Source organism: Bacillus sp. UNC69MF (genome assembly GCF_000746035.1).
GTDB lineage: Bacteria > Bacillota > Bacilli > Bacillales > Bacillaceae > Bacillus > Bacillus velezensis.
Genome location: NZ_KN050798.1, coordinates 459,975 through 486,026, shown reverse-complemented (window position 1 = coordinate 486,026; position 26,052 = coordinate 459,975). Strand labels below are relative to the sequence as shown.

26 protein-coding genes, 1 pseudogene and 1 riboswitch are annotated in these 26,052 nt (G+C 45.0%); of the genes and pseudogenes, 6 read left to right on the top strand and 21 right to left on the bottom strand.

The window, feature by feature from the left end; translation table 11 throughout:
* Positions 1-20: 20 nt before the first annotated feature.
* The 3 genes from ptsG to BR62_RS0114700 form a co-directional block, all read right to left on the bottom strand.
* Positions 21-2,117 (bottom strand): glucose-specific PTS transporter subunit IIBC, encoded by a 2,097-nt coding sequence (ptsG, locus tag BR62_RS0114710; RefSeq protein WP_032871339.1) that lies wholly within the window; start codon positions 2,115-2,117, stop codon positions 21-23.
* 230 nt (positions 2,118-2,347) lie between these two features.
* Positions 2,348-3,214 carry a glucose PTS transporter transcription antiterminator GlcT gene (glcT, locus tag BR62_RS0114705; RefSeq protein ID WP_012117426.1) on the bottom strand — a complete coding sequence of 289 codons (867 nt, stop codon included), beginning with the start codon at positions 3,212-3,214 and terminating at the stop codon, positions 2,348-2,350.
* A 50-nt stretch (positions 3,215-3,264) separates the two neighbouring features.
* A complete protein-coding gene (locus BR62_RS0114700) occupies positions 3,265-4,230 on the bottom strand; it encodes a LacI family DNA-binding transcriptional regulator (RefSeq protein WP_032871337.1) in 966 nt (321 codons plus the stop codon).
* 97 nt (positions 4,231-4,327) lie between these two features.
* Here BR62_RS0114700 and BR62_RS19960 point away from each other — a divergent pair, with 97 nt between their 5' ends.
* Positions 4,328-4,453, top strand: a complete 126-nt coding sequence (locus tag BR62_RS19960; RefSeq protein ID WP_014721086.1) for a hypothetical protein — start codon at positions 4,328-4,330, stop codon at positions 4,451-4,453.
* A gap of 57 nt (positions 4,454-4,510) precedes the next feature.
* On the opposite strand, the gene BR62_RS0114695 is transcribed toward BR62_RS19960, so the two are convergent.
* The 6 genes from BR62_RS0114695 to BR62_RS0114670 all read right to left on the bottom strand — a co-directional run bounded on the left by BR62_RS0114695 (position 4,511) and on the right by BR62_RS0114670 (position 10,979).
* Positions 4,511-5,605, bottom strand: coding sequence for a M24 family metallopeptidase (locus BR62_RS0114695; protein ID WP_032871336.1), 1,095 nt, complete (start codon positions 5,603-5,605; stop codon positions 4,511-4,513).
* Positions 5,606-5,717: 112 nt separating this feature from the next.
* On the bottom strand, positions 5,718-7,631 hold the full coding sequence (locus BR62_RS0114690; protein WP_032871334.1) for a heavy metal translocating P-type ATPase: 1,914 nt from the start codon (positions 7,629-7,631) through the stop codon (positions 5,718-5,720).
* Positions 7,632-7,873: 242 nt separating this feature from the next.
* Positions 7,874-8,368 (bottom strand): endospore biogenesis thiol-disulfide oxidoreductase StoA, encoded by a 495-nt coding sequence (gene stoA, locus BR62_RS0114685; RefSeq protein ID WP_007409594.1) that lies wholly within the window; start codon positions 8,366-8,368, stop codon positions 7,874-7,876.
* 62 nt (positions 8,369-8,430) lie between these two features.
* Positions 8,431-9,771, bottom strand: coding sequence for a polysaccharide biosynthesis protein (locus BR62_RS0114680; protein ID WP_007409593.1), 1,341 nt, complete (start codon positions 9,769-9,771; stop codon positions 8,431-8,433).
* A 115-nt stretch (positions 9,772-9,886) separates the two neighbouring features.
* A complete protein-coding gene (locus BR62_RS0114675) occupies positions 9,887-10,510 on the bottom strand; it encodes a cell wall hydrolase (RefSeq protein ID WP_007409592.1) in 624 nt (207 codons plus the stop codon).
* Positions 10,511-10,784: 274 nt separating this feature from the next.
* Positions 10,785-10,979, bottom strand: a complete 195-nt coding sequence (locus BR62_RS0114670; RefSeq protein WP_007409591.1) for a hypothetical protein — start codon at positions 10,977-10,979, stop codon at positions 10,785-10,787.
* A gap of 163 nt (positions 10,980-11,142) precedes the next feature.
* Between BR62_RS0114670 and BR62_RS0114665 the strand changes: the two genes are divergently transcribed.
* Positions 11,143-11,328, top strand: a complete 186-nt coding sequence (locus BR62_RS0114665; RefSeq protein ID WP_003154669.1) for a YkvS family protein — start codon at positions 11,143-11,145, stop codon at positions 11,326-11,328.
* Between the two features lie 72 nt (positions 11,329-11,400).
* Here BR62_RS0114665 and BR62_RS0114660 read toward each other — a convergent pair whose 3' ends face one another.
* From BR62_RS0114660 to BR62_RS0114635, 6 genes and pseudogenes are all read right to left on the bottom strand, one after another.
* The gene (locus tag BR62_RS0114660) at positions 11,401-11,676 is read right to left on the bottom strand and encodes a DUF3219 family protein (RefSeq protein WP_007409590.1); all 276 of its coding nucleotides are present in this window, start codon (positions 11,674-11,676) and stop codon (positions 11,401-11,403) included.
* A gap of 414 nt (positions 11,677-12,090) precedes the next feature.
* On the bottom strand, positions 12,091-13,026 hold the full coding sequence (locus tag BR62_RS0114655) for a glycosyl hydrolase family 18 protein (protein WP_032871331.1): 936 nt from the start codon (positions 13,024-13,026) through the stop codon (positions 12,091-12,093).
* 96 nt (positions 13,027-13,122) lie between these two features.
* A complete protein-coding gene (locus BR62_RS0114650) occupies positions 13,123-13,350 on the bottom strand; it encodes a LysM peptidoglycan-binding domain-containing protein (RefSeq protein WP_007409588.1) in 228 nt (75 codons plus the stop codon).
* A 15-nt stretch (positions 13,351-13,365) separates the two neighbouring features.
* Entirely contained in the window at positions 13,366-14,565 is a 1,200-nt protein-coding gene (ykvP, locus tag BR62_RS0114645) for a spore protein YkvP (RefSeq protein WP_032871328.1), read from the bottom strand.
* 316 nt (positions 14,566-14,881) lie between these two features.
* A pseudogene (locus tag BR62_RS0114640) lies at positions 14,882-15,073 on the bottom strand (preQ(1) synthase); the annotation flags it as partial.
* Between the two features lie 114 nt (positions 15,074-15,187).
* Positions 15,188-15,934, bottom strand: a complete 747-nt coding sequence (locus tag BR62_RS0114635; protein ID WP_020955730.1) for an SDR family NAD(P)-dependent oxidoreductase — start codon at positions 15,932-15,934, stop codon at positions 15,188-15,190.
* Between the two features lie 168 nt (positions 15,935-16,102).
* Between BR62_RS0114635 and BR62_RS0114630 the strand changes: the two genes are divergently transcribed.
* The gene (locus tag BR62_RS0114630) at positions 16,103-16,471 is read left to right on the top strand and encodes a winged helix-turn-helix transcriptional regulator (RefSeq protein ID WP_032871326.1); all 369 of its coding nucleotides are present in this window, start codon (positions 16,103-16,105) and stop codon (positions 16,469-16,471) included.
* Between the two features lie 496 nt (positions 16,472-16,967).
* Here BR62_RS0114630 and queF read toward each other — a convergent pair whose 3' ends face one another.
* From queF to BR62_RS0114600, 6 genes are all read right to left on the bottom strand, one after another.
* The gene (gene queF / locus BR62_RS0114625) at positions 16,968-17,462 is read right to left on the bottom strand and encodes a preQ(1) synthase (RefSeq protein WP_003154673.1); all 495 of its coding nucleotides are present in this window, start codon (positions 17,460-17,462) and stop codon (positions 16,968-16,970) included.
* A 17-nt stretch (positions 17,463-17,479) separates the two neighbouring features.
* On the bottom strand, positions 17,480-18,211 hold the full coding sequence (gene queE, locus BR62_RS0114620; RefSeq protein WP_003154676.1) for a 7-carboxy-7-deazaguanine synthase QueE: 732 nt from the start codon (positions 18,209-18,211) through the stop codon (positions 17,480-17,482).
* Positions 18,204-18,644 (bottom strand): 6-carboxytetrahydropterin synthase QueD, encoded by a 441-nt coding sequence (queD, locus tag BR62_RS0114615; RefSeq protein WP_014417585.1) that lies wholly within the window; start codon positions 18,642-18,644, stop codon positions 18,204-18,206. Before queD ends, queE begins: the two co-directional genes overlap by 8 nt.
* Entirely contained in the window at positions 18,645-19,304 is a 660-nt protein-coding gene (gene queC / locus BR62_RS0114610) for a 7-cyano-7-deazaguanine synthase QueC (protein WP_003154679.1), read from the bottom strand.
* Between the two features lie 96 nt (positions 19,305-19,400).
* Positions 19,401-19,445: riboswitch (PreQ1 riboswitch) on the bottom strand.
* Positions 19,446-19,553: 108 nt separating this feature from the next.
* Positions 19,554-20,675, bottom strand: a complete 1,122-nt coding sequence (locus tag BR62_RS0114605; RefSeq protein ID WP_032871323.1) for a hypothetical protein — start codon at positions 20,673-20,675, stop codon at positions 19,554-19,556.
* Positions 20,676-20,772: 97 nt separating this feature from the next.
* Positions 20,773-21,810 carry a YkvI family membrane protein gene (locus tag BR62_RS0114600; RefSeq protein WP_020953988.1) on the bottom strand — a complete coding sequence of 346 codons (1,038 nt, stop codon included), beginning with the start codon at positions 21,808-21,810 and terminating at the stop codon, positions 20,773-20,775.
* A 401-nt stretch (positions 21,811-22,211) separates the two neighbouring features.
* Between BR62_RS0114600 and clpE the strand changes: the two genes are divergently transcribed.
* The 3 genes from clpE (at position 22,212) to motB (ending at position 26,050) form a co-directional block, all read left to right on the top strand.
* Positions 22,212-24,308: an ATP-dependent protease ATP-binding subunit ClpE gene (gene clpE, locus BR62_RS0114590; protein WP_007408460.1), complete on the top strand. Its 2,097-nt coding sequence runs from the start codon at positions 22,212-22,214 to the stop codon at positions 24,306-24,308.
* Positions 24,309-24,477: 169 nt separating this feature from the next.
* Positions 24,478-25,293, top strand: a complete 816-nt coding sequence (gene motA, locus BR62_RS0114585) for a flagellar motor stator protein MotA (protein ID WP_007408461.1) — start codon at positions 24,478-24,480, stop codon at positions 25,291-25,293.
* Complete coding sequence (gene motB / locus BR62_RS0114580) at positions 25,265-26,050, top strand: flagellar motor protein MotB (RefSeq protein ID WP_003154685.1); 786 nt, start codon at positions 25,265-25,267, stop codon at positions 26,048-26,050. Before motA ends, motB begins: the two co-directional genes overlap by 29 nt.
* Positions 26,051-26,052 lie beyond the last annotated feature (2 nt).

The following is a 26,052-nucleotide window of genomic DNA, read 5'->3' as shown; positions in this document are numbered from 1 at the left end:
AGCACGGCGTATTTATATGCTTATTTTCCGATTTTCACAATATCTTTTTGTTCCCGTTTTACGGTACCTTCGGCCGAAAGGGAAATCGCTTCACCCTCGGAAAGATTTGTAAAGACAATCGGTGTCATTAATGAAGGAACATGAGGTTTAACCGCTTCAAGATCAACTTCAAGCAGCTTTTGCCCCGGTTCAACCCGGTCACCCTCAGAAACAAAAGAAGTGAATCCTTCGCCTTTCAGACTGACTGTGTCGATTCCGAAATGAATCAGGATCTCTCTTCCGCCGTCAGACTGAAGGCCGATCGCATGTTTTGTCGGGAAAACATTCAGCACTTTTCCGCGGACAGGCGATACGACGATTCCTTCTTCAGGAAGAATCGCAAAACCGTCACCCATCATTTTTCCTGAGAACACCTGGTCAGGCACATCGGTAATCGGATGGATTTCGCCGGTGATCGGAGAAGCGAACACTTCTTCACCCTGCTCGTTTCGGAGCGGATCTGCGATAACCTCTTCAACCTGCTGGCTGACTTCTTCTTGCGCGGATACTTTCGGTTCAGGGCGCGGCGTGCGTCCGGCGATAATATCCTGCATCTGTGTTTTTAAACCGTCAGAACGCGGGCCGAAAATGGCCTGAATGTTGTTTCCGACTTCAAGAACGCCTGAGGCGCCAAGCTGTTTCAGACGGGCCTTATCCACTTTCTTCTGGTCGTTGACCGTAACGCGAAGTCTCGTGATACAAGCGTCAAGGTGCTTAATGTTTTCCTGATCACCCATTGCCTGCAGGATTTCATAAGGAAGGTCGCCGGCTTCGCCTGAGGCGCCCGCACCTTCATCCGCAGCCTCTTCTTCACGGCCCGGCGTTTTCAGATTGAACTTTCTGATCGCAAACCGGAAACCGAAGTAGTAAATGACGGCTAATCCTAAGCCGACCGGAATGACAAGCCACCAAGCCGTCCGGTTAGGCAGAATTCCGAACAGGAAGTAGTCAATCAGACCGCCTGAGAAGGTCATACCGATTTTTACATGCAGCAGCTGCATAACCATAAAGGAAAGTCCCGCGAATACGCAGTGAATCGCAAACAGGATAGGAGCCACAAACAAGAATGAGAATTCAAGCGGCTCGGTAATTCCCGTTAAGAAACTTGTCAGAGCGGCAGAACCCATGATTCCGGCTACAAGTTTTTTCTTTTCAGGCTTCGCTTCATGATAGATTGCAAGCGCTGCCGCCGGAAGACCGAACATCATAAACGGATATTTCCCCGTCATAAATGTTCCCGCCGTCAGCTGTACGCCGTCTTTGATCTGAGCCATGAAAATCCGCTGATCTCCGCGGATGATGTCTCCGGCCGCATCTTTATAGCTGAAAAATTCATACCAGAACGGCGAGTAGAAAATGTGATGAAGACCGAACGGAATCAATGACCGCTCAATCATCCCAAAAATAAAGGCCGCCAAGGTTGGATTCGCTTCCACAAGACCCGTGGAGAAGGAATTCAGACCGTGCTGGATCGGAGGCCAGATCACTAACATAATAAGACCGAGAATTAATGCGGAAATCGATGTGATAATCGGGACGAACCGCTTACCCGCAAAGAATCCCAGGTACTGCGGAAGTTCAATTTTATAAAACTTGTTAAACAATAACGCGGCCAGAACCCCGACGATAATACCGCCGAACACGCCCGTCGCCAAAGTGGGTATCCCCAGCATGTTAATATAGGCCGGATGGTTTTCCGCAAAAAACTTTGCCCGTTCAATTTTGTCAGACGGAATACTGCCGTTTGCCATAAGCACGGCGCTCATGGATACGTTCATGACCAAGTATCCGATAATAGCCGCGATTCCGGCAACACCGTCTCCGTTGGCAAGACCGATCGCAACCCCTACTGCAAAAAGAAGCGGCAGGTTGTCAAATACGATTTGGCCGGCGCTTTCCATGACATTCGCCACAAGCTGAACGTTATCATTGCTTAAGAAGTGCATGACTTGAATCATATCTTTGTTCTGCATGGCATTCCCTAACGCAAGCAAGATCCCCGCAGCCGGTAAAATCGCAACCGGAAGCATAAGAGCACGGCCGATTTTCTGGAGAACGCCGAATAATGCTTTAAACATAAAAGATGTACCTCCTCTGTTAGCTAGTGTGACCTTACAGCGAAAATTCATGACAACGAATTCACTGGCGCAAGTCTTCAGTTTAACCGTTTACATTTGCCCTTTTACACAACAAAAAAGGCATGAGTAAAAAGGGTGTGCAAAATAACGGGACCGTTCTTCCCGTTTTTTACCCTCAATCACTCATGCCTGATCGAATCAGTGACACGTTTTTAAGGTTTCAACTGAAATTATGAAATTTTATTGGTTAATCGGTACAAATGAAGCGTGAGATAAACCGCTTCCGCCTCATGAACTGGTTTTTTCAGTATTTGCTGCAAGATTTTTATCAGTTTCCAAGCAGTATTGTAGCATAGCGGGTATTCATTTTTCAATAATAACATTAACTTTTCTGGTTCTTTTGTCTGCTCTTCCCGATTAATCCTGTCTATGGTAAATCTGATATGCCGGATCAGCCGCAAATAGTGGACGCTTTCTTTATTCACTTTCATCTGGAAAGATTCCTCAATCACCTGAACGAGCCGGGACATCAGCTGTGAATGCTGATTGACCTCTGAAAGGGGCCGATTCGTCAGGGCGGAGTGGATATGCAGAGCGATAAAGCCGATCTCTCCTTCCGGAAGGCAGATTCCCGTCTTTTCATTAATCATGCCGACGACTTCACGGGCAATTTGGAATTCTTCCGGATAAAGCGTTTCGGTTTCCATGAGAAACGGGTTTTTAATGTCAAAACCCTGCTGCAGCCGCTTTACCGCAAAGGCGATATGGTCAGTCAGCGCAATATGGATATGCTCATTTAACGGTTGGCTTGTCCGCTTCTTGATATGATAAATGACGTCATTGGAGATGTCGACAAGTGTCTCGTCCACATAACCGAGGAGCTTTTTAAATTGTTTTTGTTCTTTTTCATCCTTTAAGATGAACATCTTGTCATACCCTTTATCTTCAATGACATCCGCTTGTTTTTTTCCAAAGCCGATCCCTTTTCCGATTAAGACGACCTCACTGTATCTATCATGTGTTGCGATGAGCACATTGTTATTTAATACCTTTTCAACTGTAAAGGACCCCTTCATGATCCTCAGCTCCTTTGTCATTCAATACCTCATATCGTACAAAACGAACGGAAAGCGCGTCAATTCTTTTTTTAGACGGTTGATCGTTCAATAAGGCGGTAATCAAGAACTTTCCTTGCCGGAGGCCCGCCGCTGATCCTGTTCTCAAGCATGTGAAAAGCCTGCTTTCCCATTTCTTTTGTTTGTATATCTATTGTGGAAATACCTAACATCTTGCTGATATCATGATTGTCGATGCTCAAAATCGCAAGCTCTTCCGGGATGCGCGTCCCGTTTGCCTTGGCTTCAAGGTAAAGACCTGCGGATACTTGATCATTCGCCGCAAACAGCGCAGTCGGTCTGTCATCCCAGCTCTTCCATCTATGAAAAAGGGCTTTCCCGTCAAGCAGCGTCAGCGCCTTTTCCACAACCAGCTCTTCCCTGTAAGGCTGCCCGACCTTCTTGAGCGCTTCTTTGTATGCGGCAATGCGTACTTGACTGTTTTTTCCCTTTTTTCTGGCCAGGCTGATCGCTATTTTCCGGTGTCCCTTTTCTATCAGATAATCCAGACCGTGCCGAAATGCTTCCCGATGCGGATTACTGATGGAGGAAAGCCCTGCCGCATCAGTGTACTGGCAGAGAATGAGCGGTTCTTTCACGGTAAGCAGATGTTCATCAGGAATTGCTTTGGAGCAGATAATCAGGCCGTCCACTTGGCGCTCCTGTAACTGTGATAAGGCAAAACGTTCTTTTTGCTGCTGATAATCTGTCTGGTATAAAGAAAGATGCACGCCTGACGCTTCGGCAGCCTCGGCAATACCTGCAACAAGGTCCGCAAAATACGGAAGATTCACTGACGGAAGCACAACGCCGATCATATCGGAAAAACCTTTGGATAAATGTACAGCATGAATGTTGCGCGAATATCCGAGCGATTGCATCGCTTTTTTCACTCTTTCTCTTTTGTCCTTACTTACATAAGGATGATCGTTTAATACTCTTGATACCGTTGTAACGGAAACCCCGGCAGCGCCGGCAATGTCTCTGATCGTAGCCATGGCGTCCCCCTTTCTTTTTTCCCTTGATCTGGAATGCGTTTCATACAGTAAGCTAGAAACAGAAACAGCCTATTCGTTTGAAAGGAGAAGAACAGCGATGGGGATTCTTTGCTTAATCGGTTTATGTCTCGCCATAGTCGGCGGCAGTTACCTTGCCATGCGGCCCCTGAATGAAAAGCATGACATCAAACCATTTCAGCATTTTGATGATTTTTTCATTTAAAAGGTGATAAAAAAGGACGCTGCGTTCCAGAACCGTCCTTTTTTATCACAAAGCTTTTTATTTCAGAATCGTTAATTCTTTCGGATACTGCGTTAATGCTTCGGCGCCGTCTTTTGTGACGAACACATCGTCTTCAATGCGCACGCCGCCGACATCCGGCACGTAAATCCCCGGTTCTATCGTGTATACCATGCCTTCTTTGAGGAGTGTGTCGTTCGCGCTGCTCATTGATGGATATTCGTGAACCGAAATCCCGAGTCCGTGGCCGAGGCGGTGCGGGAAATAGTCTCCGTATCCGGCTTTTTCAATAATGCCGCGGGCTTTTAAATCGAGATCGCCGATTCTGACGCCTGGTTTGCTTAATTGAAGCGCCGCCTGTTCAGCTTTAAGCACCGTTTCGTAAATCTCTTCCTGTTTCGGGCTGATTGATTGGTATGCGAATGTTCTCGTAATGTCTGAACAGTAGCCGTCAAGAATAACGCCCAGATCAAACAGAACGAAATCGCCTTTTTTCAACCGGTCTGCACCCGGATTCCCATGGGGCTGGCCTGATTTTTCCCCGAACAGCACCATCGTTGAAAATGACATGCCCTGCACGCCTTTTTTCTTCAGCTCAAACTCAATCTGCGCGAGTACTTCGGTTTCACTCACACCCTCTTTAAGCGCCGCGACACCGACTTCAACTCCGTAATCCGCGAGTTTTGCCGCTTCCCTGAGAATGCTGATTTCCTTCTCATCTTTCACGAGACGGAATTGGTTGAGCGTTTCTTCTGCCGAAACAAATGCCGCGCCCCCTGAAGCTTGTTTGAGCTGTTCTGAGCGGGAAAGAGAGATCGAATCCTTTTCAACCGCGATGGAATCAAGCGGCACATTTCGTTTTGTGAGCTCGGCTTTGATCAGCTCCCACGGGTCTTCGTGATCGCCGTAGCCGATAATATCATGCTCCCACCCGGCGCTGCGGGCTTGTCCGGCTTCCATTCCCGGACAAACGAAAAACGGCTCCTGTTCCTGAAACAGGAACAATCCCATTAACCGCTCATGCGGATCCGTGTAAAAATCAGTTAAATAAAATACGTTTTCCTTTGTATGTATAAACGCCGCATCATGTCCTTCTTTTTTCAGCCAAGATGAAACACGTTCTAATCTGTTCATTTTTTGCTTTTCCTCCTTACCAAAGTGACTCTTTATTCATTCTATCAGTTTTCCGGCGTTTATGCTGTGAACGAACATTAAAAAAACAGCCGCCCGTGTGCGGCTGTCATGTTTATTTTAATAATCTCAGTCCGTTCAGAATGACCAGAATCGTGCTCCCCTCATGCCCGATCACGCCAAACGGCAGTTCCATCACCTGAAGAAAGTTGGCGCAGATCAAAAGGCAGATGACCGAGAGCGAGAAAACAATATTCTGCTTAATAATCCGGTTCATTTTCCTTGAGAGTCTGCACATTTTCACAAGCTTGTGAAGATCATTTTTCATAAGGACTAAGTCAGCCGTTTCAAGGGCCACGTCCGTCCCCCCGCCCATCGCAATACCGACGTCAGCGGTTTTCAGAGCGGGCGCGTCATTAATGCCGTCCCCCACCATGGCGATTGTGCCGTACGTTTCTTTCAGCTTCTTCACTTCTTTTGCCTTTTGGTCCGGCAGACAATCGGCAACAACCGTCGTCATGCCCGCCTCTTTTGCAATGGCAGCCGCAGTTTCAGACTGATCGCCGGTGAGCATGGCTGTTTTAATGCCCAGTGATTCAAGCTCAGCCATCACGGCTTTGGCTTCAGGGCGGATTTGATCCTTTAAGGCAAAGCAGCCCGCAACCCGGTCATCTTTTTTAACAAAGACCAGTGTAAAACCTTTATCCTTTAATTCTTTTCCCGATGTTTGCAAAAAAGCATCTGCCGCATCTGCACCTGCAAACCCCGCTTTTCCGACCATCCATTTGACGCCTTCTATTTCAGCCTGAACACCGAATCCGGACGTCTCGTCAATCGATAGATGTCCTGCGGGCGCGGCGCCCCGGCTTTCGGCAAATTCAGCTATCGCTTTTGCAAGCGGGTGGCTTGATTGCTTTTCCATGGCATACACCGCCTGCATGATCTCATCTTCACTCACATGTTCCGCAGCTTGAAATGCCGCGACTGCCGGCTGTCCCTTAGTGACCGTGCCGGTTTTGTCAAATGCGATCATCCGTACGCTTCCCAGCTGCTCTAAAAACACACTTCCTTTAACCAATAATCCGTTGCGGGCCCCATTTGAGATAAGGGAAAGCGCAGCGGGCATAATAGAAGCGACAAGTGCGCACGGGGAGGCGACCACCATAAACACCATCGCCCTGTAAAAGGTTTCACTCCAGCTCCAGCCTAAAGCGAAATGAGGAATGAATAAAAGCAAAGCCACGGCTAACAGCACGCCTTTGACATAGACACTTTCGAACCGCTCAATAAATGCCTGAGCCGGTGACACGCTGTTTTGGGCTGATTCCACCAGCCGGATGATTTTTCTGAATAAAGACTGTTCATTTGTTTTCGTCACACGGACCGTTAAGGAGCCGTTTCCGTTTACCGTTCCTGTAAACACAGAATCTCCGGCTGTTTTTTCCGCCGGCATCGCTTCACCCGTAAGCGCCGATTCATCGAGGCTCGTCACGCCAGACTCAATGATCCCGTCTGCTGCTACGCGTTCGCCCGGCTTAATGACGATCATGTCACCGATCTTAAGTTCAGCAGCCGGCACCCGCTTTTCCCGTCCGTCCGCAAGCAGTGTCGCTTCCTCCGGTTCCAGTTTCATTAAAGATGTTAAATCACGGCTGCTTTTATTCATCGTATATGTTTCGAGCGCGCCGCTTAACGAAAAAATAAAGATAAGAACAGCGCCTTCAGCCCAATAACCGATCAGGGCGGAGCCGACAGCCGCAAAAATCATCAGCAGTTCCACATTTAACGCCTTCGTCTCAATGGTATCCTCAATTCCCTCTTTCGCTTTTGCAAATCCCCCGATCAGGAAGGCAAGGATATACAAAGTGACGGACAGGCCTTTTGTTTCGGTAAAAAACCAGGCCGCAAGAATAAGGACGCCGGATACGAGCGCCGCAATGAGTTCTGCATGCTGGAGCCACTTTTTTCCGGCCCGCTCTTCTTGTATGTGCTGTTGTGAATGGGTTTGTGTCATCACTTGTTCATTCATTATGAATTCTCCTCTCTAATTGAGAACGCAAATCATCTTCAATTCCCCGATAAAAGCAAAACAGCCGCCTGACAGGCAGCATTTTCACAGTGTTATCGCAGTGTTTCCTTTATTATAGCATGCCGGCGGAAGATTTCAATTATAATTGTTTTAATTTCTTTTTGATAATAATTATCATTAGTGTTTCTTCAGCTGTTCATTATATGCAAAAAAGGTGCGGGAGGAATTCCTCCCGCACCTTTTTATTTCTCTGACCATTCTTTTAATTGTGAGGCGGTCATCGGACCGACGATCTTTTTTTCGATTTCTCCTTTTTCATTCAGCAGAAATGACGTGGGAATCGTCATGACATCGTATTCCTTCATAAGCTCGCCTTTCGTGTCAAGAACAATCGGGAAAGTGAGATGGTGCTGACTGACAAAGTTTTGAACGGTATTTTTGTTTCGCTCGGCATTCATCAAATTTACCGTTACAAGGCTTACATCATCGGACTGATGCTGTTCATAATACGTTTGGAACTGAGGCAGTTCTTTTTTGCACGGCGGACACCACGATGTCCAAAAATGCAATATCGTTTTCTGCCCTTTATTCGGAATCGATATCTCGTCTCCTTCAATCGTCTTCATCAGAAACACGGCGGGAACTGCCTGTTTTTCTGATGAGGCTTTTGCTTCAGGCATCCAGACGGCGGCAGCTATCAAAAGGACTGCACATACAATTAGGCGGTTTTTATGCATATGATCTTCCTTTCACGCGTTTCGGATAGCTTGCCCTTCCTTATTGAAATGTATCAGCCTTTTCAGCTTTCGATCCGGGGCGCTGTTCTTCCGCCGCCCGTCAAAAACACGGAGACACCGAGGTCTTTGCAGATCGTCGCGTAATGTAAACTTGTCAGAAGAATCATGCCGGTATTCATGCCGAGTATAATGCCGAGCATTTGCAATTCCGGCATAGAACCGAGCACATACATCATCGAAAGCCCTACAATGCTGCTCCATACGTTATGATAAAACGCCGTTTTCACGTGGCCGATACCGATCAGACAGGCCTGAAGCGGCATCACAAACAGATGAAAAAGAAAAAACGGCCACAAAAGCTGCAAATAATACTGCGCTTCCGGAGACTGAAAAAACAAATGGGTCAGCGGGCCCGCGAACTGAAACATGACCCAGACTGCCGGAATGCCGTAGCCGAATGTAATAAAAATCGCTTGTCTCAGCCGTTTCAGCACAATATCATATTGGGACAGCGCATACGCTTCTGAAATGCTGGGAATCATGACGACCATCAGCGAATGGGCGATAAATGCGGGAAACGAACCGATTGTCATCGCAACACCGGCAAGCATGCCGTATTGATCAATCGCGGCTGTCCCGGCTGCCCCGGACGCCAGCAGCGCTCCTTTCACTAAAAAGGGTTCAATGGCGTTCGTCACCGCATGAAATATACGAAGTCCCGTTGTCGGGATGGATACGGCCAGGAGGCGTTTCCGCACGTCCTTGCCGCGCAGATGAATGTGCTGATGGCCGGAAAGCGCCCTCCGTGCCAAAATAAACTGCGTATACAAGTAAACGAACACCACGACATCGCTTGCGACCAGCACAAATAATGAAATGAGCACGGCCATATCAATTTCAAAAGAGTACCATTGAAAAAAGATAAACAGACAAAGCACTTGAATGATTTTTTTCATGACATTCGCAACCGCGATTTTTCCCATTTGCTGCACACCCATAAAATAACCTCTGGCGATGGATGTAAAAGCGACGACTGGAATCAGCCCGATGACAATCCCTTTAATAAACGGGTGATACGTATCGAATACAGGAATGAACGGCAGCGCGATGCTTGCGGCCGCGGTTGAAAACGCGGTAAAAACGGCGGTCATTCTGAAGGCATGCCGGAGCATGCTTTCATGCAGCTTCTGATTGGATTCCGCGATGAATTTTGAAATGGAGATCGGAAGCTCCAGACTGGCGATGACGATAATTAAAAAAATGGTGGGCAGAATGCTCATGTAAAGTCCCATCCCATGCTCGCCAAGCTCCCGCGCCAGTATCATATTCACGACAAATTCCAGACATTCCGCGAAAAAGGCGGCGATGGATAAAAGAATGATCCCTTTCACAAATCGATTCATGGTGTCTCTCCTTGTCTCTCGTTCTTCCATCATCATATGAGACAAGTTCTGAAAATATTTTCGATTTCTCAAAATTGAAAAAAGCATAGCCGGGATATTTTTGATCCCGCTATGCTTACATCGCAAATACGTGTCTGCCGATCCGTTCGATAATTTTTCGGGAACGGATCCAGTGGTCAGATGCCGTTTTCGGATTGTAGAAAAACAACGCGTTCGTTTCTCTGCCCGGATGGTCAAGCGCCTCATTTGCGGCGGCGATGGAATCCTTATCCGGCTTTTGATTAATGCTTCCGTTTGCTACCGGTTCAAATGCATTCCTTTGATAGATCACACCCCGAATGGTATCCGGGAAGCCGTTTTTTTCAGTGCGGTTCAGCACTACGCTGGCTACCGCAACCTTCCCTTTATAAGATTCACCTTTCGCTTCTGCGTGAACGAGACGTGACAGAAGTTGTCTGTCAGCGCGGGAATACGTTTTTTTCGGCGGCTGATAAGCCGTCTCTTCCGGTTTTGCCTTCTTCTCTTGGTGAGATGACAGCTTTATCGGTTGGATAGAATGCTTATGATCCGTTTTTGAAAGCTTCGGAACCGAGCTTTTTTTATTTAAATCAGCAACCAGTGTGCTGGGTTCTTGCTTTGGCTTCTTCGCAAAAGTAAACAGAGCTTCTGTATGTTCAATTTTTGATGCAGGCATAAAACATAGAAAAAAGACAGCCAAGGCAGCAAATTTTGTCGTCATACGATTTCCTCCTTAAATACTTCACTACCTTAACAAGAGCTGTGCGCAAATTCACGGTTAAAGATTTTCCAGTGCTCCCAATCAGCTTTTATGATGGAAGAAGTTCGTTAACAGCCTTGTTATTGGCAGGAAAACAGCCGTCATTTTCACAACATTAACCAAATAGCAGTAAAAGTATCCATCGGAGGGATTTTACATTTTGTTTACACGTGTTACAGCCAGATGAAATGAGAAACCAAGAAACAAAAAAAGACTCCTCATGTGCGAGGAGCCGTCAGCTTCTTGGCTGTTCTAAATACTGGAAAACAACATCTCCGCCCTGCTGTGCAATACCGCGGAAATGCTTAAAATCTTCCTGCTTCGATAAAACTGCTCGAAATGCAAGAAAATGTTCTTTCTGCACCCTGAATTCTTTGATTTCACCGGTGCGCATTTGGTTGATACATTCTGAAATTTCCTCAGGCAGCAACGAACACAGCCTCCTTTTCTCGGCTTTTTCCCGAAAATCAATATACCATCTTTCCCCCGCCGGGACAATGATTGAGCGGGCTGATACCCATATCGCTTTACTTCTTAAAGAAAATACTGCAAAATATTTTCAAACAGGATTTATGATAAAGGAGAGGAAGCTCGTGAAAATTGCTAAGGTTGGAAACGTCATTGAATTTAAAAACGGATTAACCGGTATTGTTGAAAAAGTAAATGAAAACTCCGTCATCGTTGATGTAACCATCATGGATAATTATCGTGACCTTGAATTAGATTCCCTCACTGTCGTCAACCATAAGAATTATAAAATCATCAGAGACTCCTATTAAACCCCCCGAACAATCCGAACCATTTACATATCCCGCACAAAAGCTGCCGCCCGGCAGCTTTTTCAAATGAATTCAGATCTCGGTCATTTCTACAAAAAAATCACCTGTCTCATCTTTATTGTAAAGATTAGTGACGGATGTATAGTAGTTGGTTATTTTACCGCGGAATTCAAGCCCACGCTCGGGCGCCTTGATGTCAAATGTTTTTTCATACAAAAGGACGGCAATATCATGATACGTTTCAGAGGTCACCTTCAATATAAATGAAATCATGCGGCCGTTTTCACCCGCACTTTCTTTACAATCATACATTTTCAGTCTTACACCGTTTAACTCTAACGGCTCCATAACGAACACTCCTTCTTTTTACAGGACATGCTATCATGCTGACCATTCCTTTACAATTGATCCGCTCCGAATGAGAAAAAACAGCGCAGGCCTTTACAAACATACGTTCCCTATTTTATAATGAAACAGACGAGCTGCCATCCAGCACCCGTCTTTTCATTAGAAAGCGGCGAGTGGAATTCCCCCCGGATTCGCTCGTCTTTTTTATGTAAAACCCCCTCATTTCTGAGGAGAAACTATATGGTCGATTATCAACAAGTCATGGTTCTCCACGTACCTTGGCGCCTTGAATTTCCCCATCCTTTAATGAGAGTGGTCAATCAATTCTCATCATGTTTTTTAGATAAACCAGCATCCATTCAGGATAGAGATTCATTGCAATTATCTTCGAATTTTGCTTTGAACTATAAATCATTATATATTTTTAAACACTGTATTCCAGACTGACGCATCCTCTTGTCCAAGACTCCAGCTGCCAAGACCTTTCAGATTATATTTTTGAGCGAGTTTTATTTTTGCTCTGAGTGACTGTTCATTTTCAAACCATAATGTATATGTTCCCGAAGGCAACAGCCCCTTGTTATCGTGATTGACAGTAAAAATAGCTTTTGGAGATTGACTCTTTGTGTCAAAAATAATTGTCCCGTTATGCCTTTTTACTAATGAGTCAACAAGGTAAAGGGGAATGGCTTGAGAGGCAGATTGGCCTTTCATCCAACAGCGGCCATAGAATGGCAATCCTAAAACTAGTTTTTTAGGAGAGATTTTTTGGGTCAGAGCATATTGAATGGACTTTTCCACCCATCCTACACTTGCAGTAGGTCCAGCAAGGTGGCTTTCATCGTAGGCCATAATCATAAGGTAATCTGCATATTTAGCTAAATACTCGTAATCATATGATCCGTGCCAGCCCTTCGTCCAGCCAAAAGGATTTGCCGCCACTGCAACTGATACTTCTTTATGTCTAGGAATACTTTTCCTTACCAATCTAACAAAATCTGTAAATAAATTCCGATCTTTTTCTGTAAGGTTTTCTATATCGATATTAACTCCGTCCAAATCCAGTTCTTCTATTGCATGAGAAATTTGTTTAGCTAAAAGAACTCGGTTCATTAATGAAAATCGCCCCAAATCCTGATCCCAATGATTGCTTAGAAAAGGAACTACTTTTAATTTTCTTCTATGAAGAGCTTTAATCACATCGGGATTAGCTGAACGGAGAAGTAATGATCCATCTTTTCTGATATAGAAAAAATCAGGAGACACAACATTTAATACTCCGTTCGTTTGATCAACGTGTTGAATAAAATCCCATCCTAATCCAGAATAGAAATAGCTCATTTGAAACATCTCATAACCCCTTCATCCCCAAAAATATCAAGTTCCCCACAAATAAAAAAATGAGGATTGTCATTTCAATTTGATTCGTTTCCGAAACCTCAAAGATTATCTTTCTCTTATCTTTATAATTTGTCCAGGATAAATTCTATCTGAAGAAAGCTTATTAAGATTTATAAGTTGTTGTACCGGGATATTGAAGGATTTAGAAATCGTCCATAATGTATCGCCGGATTCCACATGATATACTTCGTATGTCACGGGAAATTCCATATAACGAGGCGTTCTTTTTACTTTATTCGCTTGATTTCTTATTTTAGGTATTTTCCCCTTCATTCATATTACTCTCCTTTAGAAAAATTTGTTATCAATATTTCTAAACAGTTTCTCTCTAATCTTAATGATTTGTCCAGCATATATTTGATCTGATTTGAAATGATTAAGCTCCATGAGTTGCTGCAGGGAAACATTATACTTCCTGGCAATTATTGATAATGTTTCACCGGGAGTAACATGATGGATCACGTATTTTTCTTTGAGAACATCTACATAATGAATGGTTTCCCCTAAGTTTCTTATAATTCCTCTGCTTTTTAGCACCTCAAGCATTCTCTCGGCTCTATGCAGATAGGAATCATTCTTTACAGCCTTTTTACCGTTTATCTGAATCTTTTTTCTCTCGCTATCATGATTCAAATAGTATTTAACCTTTTCCAATGTTTCTTTTGGGGAGGAAGAAACGATGAGATCGCGGCCAGGTTTGAATTTACCTCGAACTGCTGGTGTATCCGATGTCAATAAAACCCCCCCGGAACCAAGAATCTCATAGGTGCGTTGCGTAAGTTGGCTTTCACAGTTTTGCAAACCGATAACGACTTTTGCTGAACTGTAGACTTTATATGCTTCAGTATAATCAAGGTATCCATGGATCCAATTGCGGGGAATTTCTCTTCCTATATATTTACTCATTTTTTCCCAGTTTCTCCCCCAAAAATCAATGCGAATACCCTTCCGTATAAGAGGACGAATAAGCGTTTTTAAAGAGGACGAACGGAACACTTCCGGATGTTCTTCAAGAAAATTAGGGTAAGCATTAGCCACCACTGCTATATCACAACTGTATTTTGCTAATGGTTTAATCTGGTGATGTATACTTTCGTGAAATGCAAAGTCTAAGTGAGCTGCTTTAATCCCCATGCTTTCATAAGTTTTACACAGAGAAGGCGTAACCGTGAAAACAAAATCTGGTTTCACCTTTTTAATTAACGGGATAGTAAAGTTTTGAGTGTGCAGCGGGTCTTCAGTTGCCCAATAAACGAGAGGGATATTCACCTTTTTAGTAGCGTTGCGAATCCAGGCCTGCTTTTCCCTTGAATGCTCTGGTGTCCATCCCATAGATACTATTAGATCTGGTTTAAATTCGTCTATCATTTCAGTGATATTTTCCCGACTTACAGGACCGGAAATCATTACGGTATGTCCTGCTTCCCTAAACCCATTTGGTAAACCATAGAGCCACATGGGATGACTCTCGAGGAAAAGAATTTTCACACATTTTCGCCCTCTCTTTCACTTTTTAATGTCTACTTTATTGGTATGTAGAAGAGAAATAATTTGTCGCGGTACCAGTCTATAAAAAATGTTCAAGTGCAAGATAACGTGATTGGATATGGATGCCCCACAAAAAAAGAAAGCAATCTACAACATATTTTCCTTTGATTTTGTTAGCCTTTCTGCCAAAATACTTTCGTTAATAAATTGTTTTTGTGCTTAAAAGAAAAAGACGTACACATTTGTACGTCTTACATTACCTCTGCAATAGCAATTTATTTGCATAAAAGTCATAATAGGCACGCTTTTATAGTGATTAACGATTATCAATCGTCTCCGGATACAAATCATGATTCATCATCCGATGTTCGGCCATTTTTTCATATTTTGTTCCCGGTCTGCCGTAGTTTGTATACGGGTCAATGGAGATTCCGCCTCTAGGCGTGAATTTGCCCCATACTTCAATGTAGCGGGGGTCCATAATGATGTTCATGCAGTCCTCGTGGAAGAAAAGGCAGGTCAAAGTCTTGTCCCATAAGTACTTGCTCTAGACATTAATCATGAAGTCACACCAATTTCACACCTTACCAAGGGGACTATTTGTAATCTCTGCGCAGTGAAATTATACCTGTGCTAGCCCGCCATCTACGAACAATTCAACACCCGTCAAGTAACTGCTTTCGTCTGAAGCAAGGAAAGATACAGCGTTTGCTACTTCTTCAGGTGTCCCAACTTTTCCAGCTGGAACAGTATTTCTGGTATTTTCCATTGCTCCTTCAAGTGCATCACCAAAAAGCTCATCGTATGCAGGTGTAAGAATAGCTCCTGGACTCACCACATTTACACGGATTTCAGTACCTTTTAGGTCAAGAATCCAGTTGCGAACCAGTGCTCTTAATGCTGCTTTAGATGCTCCATATACACTAAACGCTGGGTTGCCAATTGATCCAGCAGTAGAGCCCGTTACAATAATAGAACCTACTTTGTCCGGGAATAGTGATAACGCTTTTTGAACAGTAAAGATGGTTCCTTTAACGTTAATGTCGAACGTTCTATCAACCTGCTCTTCAGTAATTTCACCTAATGGAAGGAAGTTGCCGGTGCCTGCATTAGCAAAAAGAATGTCCAACTTACCTTTTTCCTGCTTTATCATGTCATATAGTTTGTCTAAGTCTTCTAGCTTAGAAATATCACCTTGAACACCGGTTACGTTCTTGCCAATTTGGTTAACAGCTTTATCAAGTTCGTTTTGTCTACGTCCCGTGATATAAACATATGCACCTTCGTTTACAAATTTTTGTGCTGTAGCAAGACCAATCCCACTTGTTCCACCCGTTACAAGCGCTATTTTACCTTCAAATTTACCCATACTTAACACTCCTTTAGAATTGATTTTATTTTATGTCTAGTACCTTTAAGTACTTGAAGAACAACCTACAAGATATAGTATCCTTCAGTAAGCACATTATCGGAAGTACCCACTTTTTTGTGATATAGTAACTAAAAAGTAATAAATGTGGAATGGAGAGCTTTAGACATGAAAAAATTTAGCTGTGGGTTTGAAGTGACAAAGGAAGTTATTGGCGGAAAATGGAAAGGCCTTGTATTATACTTTTTAATGAATGGACCAAAGAGAACGAGTGAATTAAAGCGCATGATCCCAAATATAACTCAGAAAATGCTGATTCAAACACTTAGAGAGCTTGAAGCCAGTGGACTTGTGAGCAGAAAGATGTATAATCAAGTACCGCCGAAGGTTGAATATTCATCCACTGAACTTGGAGAATCTCTTAAACCTATCTTGCAGGAGCTCTGTCAATGGGGAGGCCATTATGCGGAGCAAAAGTATGCAGAAGGTGAATATGAAATTGTACAACCAGAACAACTAAAGTTAGGATTGATGTAGCTGCTGAAGTAAATGCTAAACAACTTCAATACCATCACCTAACAGATGAAGAACAGTCAGAAATAAATGAGATATTCAATTTTGAAAGTGAAGTTCTAATAAGAAGTGTCATGGACTATATTCAGGAAAACTTTGATGAAATTCAAAAAAGAGCTGTTTCAAATGTTAAAGAGAAGGTTCAGAAACTTAGCCAAAAAATAAATGAAGATATTGATAATAATATTTAATGCCTATGATCTCTAGATAGGCATTTTTTCTTTCGGATAAAAAAGAAAAGACGTACAAATTGTACGCCTTAATCTGCTTCTGTACTATCAATTTTTCACTGCATAACAGTCACAGTTCAGGTTGCACCTCAGGTCACACTTTTATTGAGCTTAGTGCTGGTCACACTTCGCTGTGACTCGGTCACAATTCCGCTGAAAATCAGCACTGAATGTTCGGATTTTACTGTGACTCCACTTCGTTTCACACTCCGTATCACACAACGGAATAATTACCGATTATCAATCGTCTCCGGGTACATATCATGATTCATCATCCGATGTTCGGCCATTTTTTCATATTTTGTTCCCGGTCTGCCGTAGTTTGTATACGGGTCAATCGAGATTCCGCCTCTAGGCGTGAATTTGCCCCATACTTCAATGTAGCGGGGGTCCATTAATTCGATCAAATCATTCATGATGATGTTCATGCAGTCCTCGTGGAAATCTCCGTGGTTGCGGAAGCTGAAAAGATACAGCTTCAGCGATTTGCTTTCCACCATTTTTTCGTCCGGAATATAGCTGATGTAGATGGTTGCAAAATCCGGCTGTCCCGTTTTGGGGCAAAGCGACGTAAATTCCGGGCAGTTGAATTTAACGAAATAATCACGGTTCACGTGTTTATTCGGAAATGATTCCAAAACCTCCGGCGCATATTCAAATAAATAGTTTGTCCCTTGATTCCCCAGGAGCGTAACTCCTTCTAATTCTGATTCTTTTCTTGTCATATAAATCTCCCTTTCTATTAAACTCCCCGTTTATTGCCCCAAAGCAATGTATGCAGCTGAGGCAGGACTCTGACGAGATTCAGATCCGAATCGGCTGAAACCTTATCAACGAGTGTTTCGTATTTTCCGAGCAGATGTGCGATCAATGCCCGGTCGTCCGTCGTATGGACGTTATCGTTTCCGACCTGAAGATAAAACGGGATATTCGGATACCGCTTGTGCACGGTTTTCGCGAATTGCAGATCTTCATCATTAAAAATGACGACCTTTAAGCTGACCGCGTTAAGCCTTTCTGCCGCATCAAGCGAAGACACAATGTGATCGAGCTTTGCAAAATCGGTTGTCATCCCCGAACTTGGCGGCTTCGGTGAAATCGTCAGGTCGTTAATCATTGTGAACCAATCCTGATAGACCGTTCCCTGCGTTTCTAAAGCGGCGCGCACCCCGTGCTCTTTCAGCAGCAGAATCAGCGCGTCAAGCTGCTTTAACAGCGCCGGGTTTCCTCCTGAGATGGTGACATGGGAAAAGGCGTCTCCGCCGATTTCTCTCAGCTCGCGGTAAATGTCTTCCGCCGTCATCCAGCGGATATCTTTTTTGGCAGAGCCGTCCCATGTAAAAGCGGAGTCGCACCAGCTGCAAGAGTAGTCGCAGCCCGCCGTGCGGACGAACATGGTTTTCTGGCCGATAACCATGCCCTCCCCTTGTATCGTCGGTCCGAAAATTTCTAATACCGGAATTCCTTTAGCCATTCCTATCACCTTTTTTCGGGCGGTATACGCAATAGCTTGTCGGGGTTTCCCTGACAAAAATCTGCACGCAGACCGGCTGATTCTCCAGTGTTTCGAGGTAGGACTGCACCTTATCGTAAATCGTTTTGGCCACGACCTCGGTCGTCGGCAGTGAATATCTGTCATCATCAGAAAATTCCTCATGGTCATTCAGCAATGTATGGTCATAAGCGCCGTGCACCAATTTCTTCAACACGCTGAAATTCACGAGAAAGCCCGAATCGTCCAGTTCATCCCCCGCAACTGTAATATTTACTGTATACGTGTGCCCGTGGACTCTGCTGCACGCTCCGGCGCTTTCGCGGGGAATAAAGTGCGCGGCTGAGATGTGCATGTCCTTATTCAACTCAAACGAATAAGGATGCTGAACCTGCGGGTAAATTTGAGAAAGCAATTAGTTTCGCTCTCCTTTCATTTTCATATATTCATCATATCCTTTATTGCGGAGCAGGCATGCCGGGCATTCGCCGCATCCGTCCGCAATGATGCCGTTATAGCAAGTCAGTGTGTTATTCTTTACAAAATCAAGCGCGCCGAGCTCATCCGCAAGTTTCCACGTTTCCGCTTTGTTCAGCCACATAAGCGGCGTATGAATGACGAACGGCTTTTCCATCGCCAGGTTGACGGTGACATTGCAGGATTTGACGAACTCGTCACGGCAGTCCGGGTAGCCGCTGAAATCAGTCTCGCAAACACCGGTGATAATGTGGCGCGCGCCGATTTGATATGCAAGAATCGATGCAAAGGATAAAAATACAAGGTTGCGTCCCGGCACAAAGGTTGTCGGCAGTTCCCCGTCCTTCGCTTCAATTTCGATATCATCTCTTGTCAGCGCATTCGGCGCGAGCTGATTTAAAAGAGACATATCAAGCAAGTGATTTTTGACACCGAGCTTTTCGGCAATCGATTTTGCCACATCGATTTCTTCTTGGTGACGCTGATTATAATGGAATGTAACGGTTTCCACTTCTTCGAAATTTTGCAAAGCCCATAATAAACAAGTCGTGCTGTCTTGGCCTCCGCTGAACACCACAACTGCTTTTTCTTTTTTCATGTCTTTCTCTCCCTTATCTATCATTCCATAAAAAAAGCGCCTTTTTCGGAGAAGGCGCCCTAAAAAACATAAAAAAACCGTATCCAAGGATACAGCTCGTCCTTAGTTTTTTATAGAGGGTGTAGCTAGAACCTCTCCCGCATCAATACGGATTTTCTTCTTTTTTCACTTTTGCTATCATACCATAATGTTGTTTCCCGTGACAATAAAAAAACAGCCTGAACCCTGTGTCAGGCTGCAAAATCGGGTTTAAGCCCCGCGTTTTTTCCCCGGAAATACCATCAGCGCAATCCCGATCAGAACAAATAAAGCAGGCCAGAAAACAGAAACCGGAATGATCGGCTGATTCGTCATCATAAAGCAAAGTGCTGTCAAGGTCAGCACCGCAACCGGGATGAGCAGCGCCTTCTGTTTCCCGCCGAACAGCCACAGCTCAAATAAACCGAATGCCGTTGCCAACAGGTAAACAGGCCATGTCACACCGGAGTAGGACCAATTGGTTGCCGTTTCAAAGACAAACAAGATCCCCGTAATCAATAAGATGCCGCCCGGTACGAGAAGTCCCGCGTTTTTGACAGGTTTCGGGCCGAAAATCGGAATGTGAAAAGCGGCGCCCAGCAAAAGAATGAGAGCGGGCCAGCCGCGTTCGCTGATGACTTCATTTGCATTGGTGAATATGCCGAAAATGCCCGCGGCGCACAGAACCGCCGCAGCAGTCAAAAGCCCTCTTTGCCTTCTGCCGAACAGCCAGGCTTCAAACAGGCCGAACGCAACGGCAAAGAGGTAGACAGGCGATGTCACATTTGCGTATGTCCAATCCGTCAGCGTTTCAAACCATAACAAGCCGCCCGTCACAAGCAAAATGCCGCCCGGAATAAGAAGGCCCGATCTTTTTTTCGGCTGCATAAAGGCAGCGGCGTGAAACAAAAGCGCGGCTGCGATGATCAAAAGCGGCCACAGCCCCGTCATCAGCATACCGGCAAAGCATAGTGCTCCCACGGCTGTCAGGATGAAAGCAGGAATCAATACACCTAACTTCCTCCCGCCGAAATACCACAGCTCAAACAGACCGAGAGCAGGCGCCCATATATAAACAGGCCACGTCACGCCTGAATACGTCCATCCCGTTGCCGTTTCAAAACAAAACAGGCAGCCCAGCACAAAAAACATACCGCCCGGAACGAGCAGTCCCGCCTGGTCAGGCGTTTTTTTCGCAAAAATAAATCCGGCGTGAAACCCTGCGGACATTATAATGAAAAGAAACGGCCACGCCGAACCTGCGGATATATGAATAACTCCCGCCCTCTGTAAAAAAAACGCAATGCCGATACAAATAAAAATAAATCCCAAGAATACACGTCGAGCTTTCATTTCTTACTCCTCCCCATCATTTCCCAATTCATTATACAGAAATGTCAGGAAAAAAGAAGGGGAATTCCCAAAAAATACAGACATTTTCCTTATATCCTTATTTTTCTTTCGGGATTTTTTTGCAAATCAATGCGCCGATGAAAGCGAGGCTCACATACCCAAACACCGGATAAACGGTGGAAATCAGCTGTCCGTAGCCGATTTGGCTGATAATGAAAGCAAACGCCAAAATGCCGCCGTAAATATATGTACTTTTTATATGAAGAAAACTGTTTAATTGTTTTTCCAATCCGTATAAATTACCGATGACCGACGTAAACACTTCCCCGAAAATAATAAACAAATAAATGATATGAAGTGAACGCGAATACGAATAGACGACTTGAGCCATCGGAATGTCAAACTCCAGCACATCCGGCAGCACCGATAATGATAAAAAGCTCGCGGCAAGCACCAGTGTCAACAGAACGCCGCCAAAATAAGCCCCCCTTCTGATCACCTTCTCTGAAGACATTTCATTCGCAAGCGGCACAAGGACGGCTTGGGCGAGCGATAAATTTAACGCGCCGTAAGAGACGGCGGACAAAAGCCAATTCCACTTGTCAGGCCAGACCCATTCGTCCGCGTTTCTCGTGCTTGTAAATACAAATGAATCTGCTGTCACGATAAAAGAGAAGGAAATTAAAAGCGGCACAACCAATATATTGACGCCGAACACACCTTTAACGCCGCTTGTCATGACGGCAAAGCTCAGTACGATCGTCAGAAGGATCCCCGCTTGTGCGGACCAGCCAAGCTGTTCATGAAACAGCGCTCCCGCTCCGGACAGCATGACAGAGGTCACTCCCAGCAATATAAACATCATAAACATGTTCACGGCGCGGCCGATGGACTGGCCGAATAAATATGTGTTCAATTCCTGATAAGATGCTGCATGAATCCGTTTGGAAATGATCATGATTTTGGCGCCTAAATATGTAAACATCAGACCGCTTACCACGATACCGAACAGACCGATCCAGCCAAACTTCAGAAAAAACTCAACGATTTCCCGTCCCGTGGCAAAACCGGCTCCTACAACCGTGCCTACGTATACAAATGCAAGCTGACTTGCAGAACCTTTTGTTTGTCCCATTTCACCCTCCGGCTAAGCGCAGATTTGTCCAGGCCTTTATATATGCTTATGAGACAAGTCGCCCGAAAAGACGAACAAATCGTCCTTCCCCGGAGAAAACAGATTCAGCTCTCTCCTCTAAGCAAAAATATTGAAAGAAAAAAAGGGCCGGCGTATACTCTTCATCAAGAAAGGTCAAAACATTTCATTTCCTTTCTGACTATATTGGTCAAAAATAATCAAACCTCACAAATATCACTTATCATGCTGTAAACATTTATTTTTCAGGGTTTGAAACAAAACACTTGAAAGTCAAAGAAGGTCAGAGTATACTATTAATCAAAGAAGGTCAAAGTTAAGACCTTATTTTCTAATCCATTTGGTCAAAGATGATCAAACATTTTTCGAGGAGGTTTTGGCAAATGCGTTGTCAACATTGTCAGAAAAACGAGGCGACGATTCGCCTGAACATGCAAGTCAATTCCATTCAAAAACAATTCGTTTTATGTGAAACATGTTATACAGAATTAACCCGAAAACCGTCTATGAGCATGGGGCCACAATCATTCGGATTCCCGTTTGAGCAAGGTTTCGCTCCCAATCAAAATAAACAGCAGGCCGGCTCTGAAAAAGGCCTGCTCGACGAGCTCGCTCAAAACGTCACAAACGGCGCAAAAGCAGGTCTGATTGACCCTGTGATCGGCCGCGATCATGAAGTGGCGCGCGTAATTGAAATTTTGAACCGCCGGAATAAAAACAATCCGGTGCTGATCGGTGAGCCGGGCGTCGGTAAAACGGCTATTGCAGAAGGCCTCGCGCTTAAAATCGCTGAAGGCGATGTGCCGAACAAATTGAAAAACAAAGAGCTTTACCTGCTTGACGTCGCTTCTCTCGTCGCCAATACAGGGATCAGAGGCCAGTTTGAAGAAAGAATGAAACAATTAATGAACGAATTAAAAGAACGGAAAAACGTCATCTTGTTCATTGACGAGATTCACCTTCTTGTAGGCGCCGGCTCTGCCGAGGGATCAATGGATGCCGGGAACATCCTGAAACCGGCGCTTGCCAGAGGCGAGCTGCAGGTCATCGGGGCGACAACGCTGAAAGAGTACCGCCAGATTGAAAAAGATGCGGCGCTTGAAAGACGCTTCCAGCCTGTCATGGTTCACGAGCCTACAATAGAACAAGCCATCAGCATTCTGGAAGGCATTAAAGATAAATATGAGAAATACCACGGCGTCACATTCAGCAATGAAGCGATAAACGCCTGTGTTACGCTTTCATCCCGTTACATTCAGGACCGCCACCTGCCGGATAAAGCGATCGACTTATTAGATGAAGCCGGCTCTAAGGCGAACCTGGAGCTTGATACCGTAAATGAAGAAGATGCGGCTGAGAGACTCAAAGCAATTGACGCGGAGAAAACAAAAGCGCTTCATGAAGAAAATTATGAGCTTGCCGCGAAACTGCGTGATGAAGAAGCGGCGTTGGAAAAGCAGCTGGCGCATGAAACACCGGCCTCTTCACCTGAAATCGGGGCGGAGCATATTCAAGCCATCATTGAACAGAAAACAGGCATTCCGGTCGGAAAACTCCAGGCTGATGAACAAGTCAAAATGAAGGAACTTGAAGAGCATCTTCATCAGCGCGTCATCGGTCAGGAAAAAGCCGTGAAAAAAGTGGCGAAAGCGGTCAGACGAAGCCGCGCCGGCTTAAAATCCAAAAACAGACCTGTCGGCTCCTTCCTCTTTGTCGGACCGACCGGAGTCGGAAAAACCGAGTTATCAAAGACACTCGCAGATGAACTGTTCGGTACAAAAGATTCCATTATCCGTCTCGATATGAGTGAATACATGGAAAAACACGCCGTATCAAAAATTATCGGTTCACCGCCGGGATATGTCGGACACGATGAAGCCGGTCAATTAACGGAAAAAGTGCGCCGCAATCCGTACAGCATCGTGCTGCTCGATGAGATTGAAAAAGCCCACCCTGATGTCCAGCATATGTTTCTGCAGATTATGGAGGACGGCCGTCTGACAGACAGCCAGGGCAGAACGGTCAGCTTCAAAGATACCGTTTTGATTATGACAAGCAACGCTGGAACCGGCGAAAAACAGGTGAAAGTCGGATTCCAATCTGAAGAGAGCGTCCTGGAGGAACAAACGCTGATTGATTCACTGAGCGCGTTCTTCAAACCGGAGTTTTTAAACCGGTTTGACAGCATCATTGAATTCCAATCCCTGAAAAAAGAACATCTCGTGAAAATCGTCAGCCTGCTTCTCACAGAGCTTGAAGACACATTAAAAGAGCGCGGCATCAGCCTGAGCGTAACGGACGAAGCGAAAGAAAAAATCGCTGAAATCGGCTACCACCCAGCTTTCGGAGCACGCCCGCTCAGAAGAACCATCCAAGAATTGATCGAGGACGAAATGACAGATCTCTTATTGGATGACAACGAAATAAAAGCCTTCCATGTCGTAATGGAAGAGGACGGCATCAAAGTCCGGGCACAATAAGAAAAAAGCGGTTCCCTCCTCGCGGGGAGCCGCTTTTTTGTTTCTTTCTCCATGCCGAAAGGGAGAAACTGTGAAGAATTCGGGAACAATTTCTCAATCACCCTAAAGTTCCATGCACTGCCACCGATATTAACCATAGAAAGCTAGTATAAAGGATTTGGTGAAAACTATGGATAAAACATCGATTATCGGTATCATCCTCGCCTTGATTGCTTTAAGCGTGGGCATGGTGCTGAAAGGGGTCAGCTTAAGCGCACTCGCTAACCCGGCAGCTATTCTGATTATTTTGTTCGGTACGATTTCTGCGGTGATCATCGCATTCCCCGGAAAAGAAATCAAAAAAGTGCCTGCCCTTTTTAAAGTGCTGTTTAAAGAAAACAAACAGCTGACAATTGCACAATTAATTCCTATGTTCTCTCAATGGGCGCAAATCGCCAGACGTGAAGGTCTGCTCGCATTGGAAGCAAGCATTGAAGACGTGGATGACGCATTTTTGAAAAACGGCCTGAGTATGGCGGTTGACGGACAAAGCGCAGAATTTATCAGAGATATTATGACTGAGGAAGTTGAAGCGATGGAAGACAGACACCAGGCCGGCGCAGCCATCTTTACACAAGCCGGCACATATGCGCCGACACTCGGCGTTTTGGGTGCGGTCATCGGCCTTATCGCGGCTCTTTCCAACATGAACAATACCGAGGCGCTCGGACATGCCATCAGTGCGGCTTTTGTCGCCACCCTTCTCGGGATTTTCACAGGATATGTACTATGGCATCCCTTCGCCAACAAACTGAAACGCAAATCAAAGCAGGAAGTCAAACTGCGTGAAATCATGATCGAAGGCGTTCTGTCAGTGCTTGAAGGACAGGCCCCGAAAGTGATCGAACAAAAACTTCTCATGTATCTTCCTGCGAATGAACGCGCAAAAGTCGCTGAACAAGAAGGAGAGGCAAACAATGGCGAGAAAAAAGAAGAAGAAGCATGATGACGAGCATGTGGATGAGTCTTGGCTGATCCCGTACGCGGATTTGCTCACCCTTCTTTTGGCTCTGTTCATTGTATTGTTCGCCATGAGCTCGGTCGATGCGGCGAAATTCCAAATGCTGTCTAAATCATTTAACGCCGTGTTTACCGGAGGCACGGGTGTTCTTGAATATTCAAGCGTCACCCCTCCTGAAAACGAAAAAGACGGCGTTGATCAGTTAAAAAAAGACAAGGAAAAAGATAAAGAACAGAAAAAGAAAGAAAGAGAAGCAGCCGACCGCGAAGAACTTGAAGGCGTGCAAAAGCAAGTCAATCAATTTATAAAAAATAAAAAGCTTGAAACTCAGCTGGAAACAAAGCTGACTAAAGAAGGACTCTTAATTACCATTAAAGACAGTATCTTTTTTGATTCCGGACGGGCGGATATCCGTCAGGAAGATATTCCGCTTGCCAAGGAAATCTCGAATCTCCTTGTGCTGAATCCGCCAAGGAACATTATTATCAGCGGACATACGGACAATGTACCGATTAAAAACTCACAATATCAATCTAACTGGCATTTAAGCGTCATGCGGGCCGTCAACTTCATGGCTATTCTCACGGAAAACCCGAAACTTGACGCAAAAGTATTCAGCGCCAAAGGTTTCGGAGAGTATAAACCGGCCGTGTCGAACAAAACCGCCGAAGGGCGCAGCAAAAACAGGCGCGTCGAGGTATTGATACAGCCTAGAAACGCCGCGACTGACCAAAATCAGTAATA

Coding starts and splice junctions, on each gene's coding strand:
- ptsG (WP_032871339.1), bottom strand. CDS start 2,117: ATGTTTAAAGCATTATTCGGCGTTCTCCAGAAAATCGGCCGTGCTCTT.
- glcT (WP_012117426.1), bottom strand. CDS start 3,214: ATGACAAAGGAGCTGAGGATCATGAAGGGGTCCTTTACAGTTGAAAAG.
- BR62_RS0114700 (WP_032871337.1), bottom strand. CDS start 4,230: ATGGCTACGATCAGAGACATTGCCGGCGCTGCCGGGGTTTCCGTTACA.
- BR62_RS19960 (WP_014721086.1), top strand. CDS start 4,328: ATGGGGATTCTTTGCTTAATCGGTTTATGTCTCGCCATAGTCGGCGGC.
- BR62_RS0114695 (WP_032871336.1), bottom strand. CDS start 5,605: ATGAACAGATTAGAACGTGTTTCATCTTGGCTGAAAAAAGAAGGACAT.
- BR62_RS0114690 (WP_032871334.1), bottom strand. CDS start 7,631: ATGAATGAACAAGTGATGACACAAACCCATTCACAACAGCACATACAA.
- stoA (WP_007409594.1), bottom strand. CDS start 8,368: ATGCATAAAAACCGCCTAATTGTATGTGCAGTCCTTTTGATAGCTGCC.
- BR62_RS0114680 (WP_007409593.1), bottom strand. CDS start 9,771: ATGAATCGATTTGTGAAAGGGATCATTCTTTTATCCATCGCCGCCTTT.
- BR62_RS0114675 (WP_007409592.1), bottom strand. CDS start 10,510: ATGACGACAAAATTTGCTGCCTTGGCTGTCTTTTTTCTATGTTTTATG.
- BR62_RS0114660 (WP_007409590.1), bottom strand. CDS start 11,676: ATGGAGCCGTTAGAGTTAAACGGTGTAAGACTGAAAATGTATGATTGT.
- BR62_RS0114655 (WP_032871331.1), bottom strand. CDS start 13,026: ATGTTTCAAATGAGCTATTTCTATTCTGGATTAGGATGGGATTTTATT.
- BR62_RS0114650 (WP_007409588.1), bottom strand. CDS start 13,350: ATGAAGGGGAAAATACCTAAAATAAGAAATCAAGCGAATAAAGTAAAA.
- BR62_RS0114635 (WP_020955730.1), bottom strand. CDS start 15,934: ATGGGTAAATTTGAAGGTAAAATAGCGCTTGTAACGGGTGGAACAAGT.
- BR62_RS0114630 (WP_032871326.1), top strand. CDS start 16,103: ATGAAAAAATTTAGCTGTGGGTTTGAAGTGACAAAGGAAGTTATTGGC.
- queF (WP_003154673.1), bottom strand. CDS start 17,462: ATGACAAGAAAAGAATCAGAATTAGAAGGAGTTACGCTCCTGGGGAAT.
- queE (WP_003154676.1), bottom strand. CDS start 18,211: ATGGCTAAAGGAATTCCGGTATTAGAAATTTTCGGACCGACGATACAA.
- queC (WP_003154679.1), bottom strand. CDS start 19,304: ATGAAAAAAGAAAAAGCAGTTGTGGTGTTCAGCGGAGGCCAAGACAGC.
- BR62_RS0114605 (WP_032871323.1), bottom strand. CDS start 20,675: ATGAAAGCTCGACGTGTATTCTTGGGATTTATTTTTATTTGTATCGGC.
- BR62_RS0114600 (WP_020953988.1), bottom strand. CDS start 21,810: ATGGGACAAACAAAAGGTTCTGCAAGTCAGCTTGCATTTGTATACGTA.
- clpE (WP_007408460.1), top strand. CDS start 22,212: ATGCGTTGTCAACATTGTCAGAAAAACGAGGCGACGATTCGCCTGAAC.
- motA (WP_007408461.1), top strand. CDS start 24,478: ATGGATAAAACATCGATTATCGGTATCATCCTCGCCTTGATTGCTTTA.
- motB (WP_003154685.1), top strand. CDS start 25,265: ATGGCGAGAAAAAAGAAGAAGAAGCATGATGACGAGCATGTGGATGAG.